At 39.0% G+C, this 2,413-nt stretch carries 3 protein-coding genes; all 3 read right to left on the reverse strand.

Annotated features, from left to right (window positions below; all coding sequences use genetic code 11):
- Positions 1-100 precede the first annotated feature (100 nt).
- Positions 101-1,693, reverse strand: coding sequence for an IS66 family transposase (tnpC, locus tag M3183_RS26440; protein ID WP_251475027.1), 1,593 nt, complete (start codon positions 1,691-1,693; stop codon positions 101-103).
- A gap of 90 nt (positions 1,694-1,783) precedes the next feature.
- On the reverse strand, positions 1,784-2,137 hold the full coding sequence (gene tnpB, locus M3183_RS26445) for an IS66 family insertion sequence element accessory protein TnpB (RefSeq protein WP_026575699.1): 354 nt from the start codon (positions 2,135-2,137) through the stop codon (positions 1,784-1,786).
- Positions 2,134-2,328: a hypothetical protein gene (locus tag M3183_RS26450; protein WP_251475028.1), complete on the reverse strand. Its 195-nt coding sequence runs from the start codon at positions 2,326-2,328 to the stop codon at positions 2,134-2,136. The genes tnpB and M3183_RS26450 overlap by 4 nt, the downstream gene beginning before the upstream one ends.
- Between the last annotated feature and the right edge of the window lie 85 nt (positions 2,329-2,413).

Raw genomic sequence — 2,413 nt, forward strand, 5'->3', positions numbered from 1 at the left:
GTAAGCCCGAACTATAAAAAAACAAGCGTACCTTCGGGTACGCATCACAAATAGCCGTAAATCTTGACTATTTTAATCAAATTTTTACGGCTTATTTTAGTTATTTGCTACATTCTGCCTTGATCATTTTTGACCAGGGCATGTACTGATTTAAAATTTCAGGGTTTTGCTGGATTTTGAGGTTCGGTAGATCCGTCAAAAGTTTCTTTAAATATTCATAGAAATCAACTCCGTTACTTTTGGCAGTTTCTGCGATACTCAAACAAATGGCATTCGCTTTTGCACCGGCTTCACTAACACTAAAGAGCCAATTTTTTCTACCTAGAACGTTAGGACGGATTGCGTTTTCGGCCGGATTATTATCAATTTCAATGCGCCCGTCATTAAGGAACGCTTTGAGACCATTTGCCCTGTTCAATGTGTATTCAGCTGCTTTCGCTAGTGCATTTTTTCCGTAAAATGGTGATTTTTCAACCCATTTAAGGAATTTATCTACAATTGGCTTCGAGTATTTTTGGCGTTTTTTTCTTCGCTTACTTGGAGACAAATGTTTAAATTTCCTTTCGAGTCGATATAAATCATCACAATAGCTCACGCCAATTCGACCATTTTTACTTTCCGCTTTCAGCCAATAACGACGAACATGCGCCCAACAATTTGCGAAAGTAATGCCCTCCAATTTATCATAGGCAGAATAACCGTCGCAAACAATCGTGCCAGAAAAGCCTTCTATGAAACTTTCAAGGACAGATCGAGATCGTGATAATGCGCTATGAAAGAGAGTCATGGGTGGTCCTTGGCATGGCACACTTCGCGCCACCCAATTGTAGGCATTTGTTTGACCAGATTTCCCATCGGATCGGTAGAGGATTTGTCCATATGTTTCATCAATATGTAAAAGAGATTTATCCATCATCAAATCTTTCATTCGTAGGTAAATAGGCAATAACCAATCGTGTGATGCACGAATAACCCAATTGGAAAGGTTCTTATCATTGGTATTGAGGCCATAACGATCCCATTCCTTTACCTGACGGTAAAGGGGTAAGTATTGCACAAATTTATCATAGATGACTTTGGCAAGTACGCTAGGACTTGCGATACTTCGTTGAATAGGAGACTGTGGCGCTTTACCACGTTTTATTTGAGCCTTTTGAAAGGCATCGCCTTTGCACTTTTTACATTCATACGCGTGTTCAATGTGTTGAACTTTCTTCATTCTAGCAGGAATAAATTCTGCTTCTTCGCGCACGATTGTACTGCCAATTTCAATCATTTGCCCTTGGCAACAGTCACAAAACGTATTCTCCGGATGATGGTGAACAGCTTCTACCTCAATACCATCATGCATGGAATCATTCCGTCTTTTCTTTTGAACTTTTCGTACAACAGTGTAAGAAATTGTCTGTTGGCTTTGTTCTCCTGTTTGCTCAGGTTCATTAAAAGACGGGTCATCTTCAAATAGTGATACTTGCCCATCTGGTGTATTGTATTTCGATTTTTCGGTTTTTGATCCATATAAAAGCTTAGTTAAATGGCGAACTTGCTCGGTTAACGCTTCGTTCTGTTTTAAAGATTTATCCAATTTTTTAGATAGTTCCTGGTTTTGTTGATTCGAATGAGCCAATTGCTCTTCAAGCAATCTAATTAATCTATCAAATTGATTTTCACTTGTAGAAGAAACGTTCGTCACATCATTCACCACTCTTTGTTCGGATTCACTCTTCTTATTATAACGAGTTCGAACAGTGGAATAAAGGTAAAATAATGGGCTTTAACGAATTTAAAAGACACCTTTTGTTGATGGAAGAATCGCCTTTGGCTGCTGGATTGATAATCCTTCAAGGAGCCAGCGAAGCTCCTGTTGTGAAAGATTGCGAACTTCATTTTCATCTTTTGGCCATTGGAGTTTGCCGTTATCCAAACGTTTATAAAGCATGGCGAAGCCATCACCGTCGAAATATAAACATTTATAGCGATCTTTACTCCATCCAGAAAATAAGAAAATAGAATCGCCATATGGATCAAGTTCGAAAGAATCTTGGATCAGTGTTGCTAGCCCATCTATTCCTTTTCTCATGTCCGTTTTTCCACAAATGATATAAATATTTTTCACACTTGTAAAATCGTGTTTCACCGATCTTTCAACTCCCTCATAACGGTTTGGATTATGTGCTCATCTACACCGTTGAAGAAGGAAATTTCAGTATTGCCTGCTTTGATCGTGCAAGTAGGATTTGAGGAGACCGCTGCTGGATTTGATGCGGAATTTTTTTCGCTATCGGTATGTAATGTAACGGGGACGATGGTTAGCTTTTGTTGCGGCATATGAAAAGCACCTCCTTTAAATTAATACCTTGATTGTACCAGGAGATGCTGCCGTTTTATATGCGTTGTTTGAATACGGGCTTAC

The sequence above is a fragment of the Neobacillus mesonae genome (assembly GCF_023715155.1).
Taxonomy (GTDB): domain Bacteria; phylum Bacillota; class Bacilli; order Bacillales; family Cytobacillaceae; genus Neobacillus; species Neobacillus mesonae_A.